A 2,593-nucleotide genomic window follows, 5' to 3' on the forward strand; every position below is an offset into this window, starting at 1 on the left:
CGTTGTTGGTGACGGTCAAGTCTTTGGTTGAAGTTGTGCCATTGACGGTTAGGTTTCCGCCAATGGTTGCGCCATTACTTGTTGTAATGCTGGTGAAATTCGGTGAATCATTAATGGATAAGGTAATATTTGTGCCAGCTTGAGAGATATTAAGATTCTTTCCTGCAATGACACTTACCGTATCACCCATCTGAACCTTGGTTGAACGATTGTTGCTTACATTCCCCCCGTCAACCTGACCGGTTGTGATGTTCCAACCTTGATTGACTTTATTTAATGCGGTATTCGCTGTTGTGTTGGCAGCATTTGCCGTGTTATTGGCATTTGTGGCTGTTGTGTTGGCTGCATTTGCGGTGTTATTGGCATTCGTTGCTGTTGTGTTGGCTGCATTTGCGGTGTTATTGGCATTCGTTGCCGTTGTGTTGGCGATATTCGCCGTATCGTTGGCGTTTGTTGCTGCGGTATTTGCATCATTTGCTTTGTTTAGTGCATTTGTCGCTGCAATATTGGCAGCCGCTGCTGTATCCCGGGCGGAGTTCGCAACACCGGAGACTTGATCCAACTGCGATTTATTCACTGCGTCTGTAGAGCTTGTTCCCGGGGCAAGCTTGGTAATTTTGTTATTACCGGCATTAATCGTTGAATCAGGCGTAAAATTAATTGTGGTACCCTGTCCGCCGCCTAAATTGACATTGTTATTCGCAGAAAATTCGGCATTTACGTTTACGGTTTGTAGGTTTGACGTGCCGCTTACGGTTAAATCTTTTGTCAATACACTACCGGTCGCACTGACTGTACCGGCAGTTACTCTAGTAAAACTTGGGTTAGTAACCGTCTTGATGGTAATTTCACTTCCATTTCTTTCTACCTGAATATTGTTTCCATTAGTAATGTCAATGTAACCATTTCTGGCGATTTTCGCCCCTTCATCACCATTCGCTTTAATCTTAAAACTGGAATTCGTGAAAGCCTGATTAATCGCATCCGATACGATTTTAGCGGTGGTTAATCCCGATGTGCCTGAAACACTGGTGGCGCCTGTGTCACTCACAGCAATACCTTGTGTCACCACATTCATTTTGACCGTTGCGCCATTATTGCTGTCTGCAACCTCGGCGGTGGTATAGCTGCCATTCGCAAAATTGACTAAACCATCATGATTAATACGGGATTTTGTCTTGCTGTTTTGTTGAATATTAAAGCCTGAGTTTTTCATGACCGCATAGAGCTGGCTACCATTTACAGCATCAGTCGAATCCTCTGAAATACGCCCTGCTGCCACATTGACAATTTGTCGTTTATGGGTGTCGTTACCGACAGAAAGCACGCTATCTGCGGTTTGACCTGCAATCGTTGCCTTGGTTTCGGTTGTTCCGTCATCGGTTTTGAATTTTAAATCAGAAACGGTATTTGCTGCACCGGCTTCTGAGCCGGCACCTAATGCTACAGCGTGCATTGAGTTTTCGTTGACTTTAGCATTAGAACCTAGCGCAGTTGCTTTTTGTGAACTTGTGTTTGCACCAAAACCTACAGCAACGGATTCAAGATTTCCGGTATTCGCTTGTTTACCGATTACAACCGAGTTTAAACTTCCCCCTGTTATATTTGCACCTATGATGACGGTTCCATAGTGCGCTGAATCCGTTATTGTTGTTCCACGTCCGATAACGATAGAATCGGGAGAGGCGGCTTGAGCGTTCTCACCGATTGCGATCCCCCCGGTTCCTGCTTTACTCCCTCGTCCAATTGCTGTTGCGCCTTCGCCGCCGGCTGTGCTGTTAAAACCAACTGCCGTTGCCCCTTCACCGGTTGCATTTGCTATTCCACCAAGCGCAATAGCCCCTTCACCGCTGACCTTACTGCTGGCCCCAATAGCCACACCTCGCTTTCCAAGCGTGGTCGCATCAAAACCAATGGCAATACCTCCACGAGCATTCTCATCTTTAGCCTGAGCACCAACCTGAGAATCTGTACCAATTGAAATCGCCCCCGGCGCCCAAGCCCTTGCAGGCGGATTCTTTGGATTGTTTGAATCGGTTGGCTTGTTTTCGTTCTTTGGGTTATAACGACCAATGGCAATCGCATTAGTATCTCCATTTGCGTCCCCACCGGCAATTCCTGTACCTTCCCCGCTTGTCCATTTAATTGCCTCTACATCCGCTGTTACCGCAAATGCACTCGGTACAACTGCCATCATCATCGCTGATGTGATTGCTATGGTTTTAATGCCTGAAAAAGATGAGGCACTATTTTTTCTTTCATCAGAAACCTCAATGGTATTCTTGGAAGATGATTTACAATGTCCTTTCGCTAACTCTGACACGGCTGTCCAAGTTTGCGTGGTGTGGTTAAAAATAACCTTAAAAATTTTGTTCATACGTCATGTTCCTTAAATGACTTGATACTCAATCAGACTCTTAAAACACAGCTGAGTCACCCTTTACTTCCTAAAAATCTTGCATTTCAACGACTTATGTGATCGGTATTATGCAGCAGTTGCACAACGTTGCTTTTTGTTCTCTCGTGGGGATACACTGCGTGTGTCCGAATCTTAACCTATTGAAATAATTTGATTTTTATAACGGACACACGC

1 protein-coding gene is annotated in these 2,593 nt (G+C 45.2%); it reads right to left on the reverse strand.

Features of this window, described 5'->3' with window-relative positions:
* Nucleotides 1-2,377 (reverse strand): ESPR-type extended signal peptide-containing protein (locus BKK50_RS10270; protein WP_143529807.1); only part of this gene is annotated, 2,377 nt, incomplete at its 3' end.
* Between the last annotated feature and the right edge of the window lie 216 nt (nucleotides 2,378-2,593).

This window comes from Rodentibacter rarus (genome assembly GCF_001998965.1).
Taxonomy (GTDB): Bacteria; Pseudomonadota; Gammaproteobacteria; order Enterobacterales; family Pasteurellaceae; genus Rodentibacter; species Rodentibacter rarus.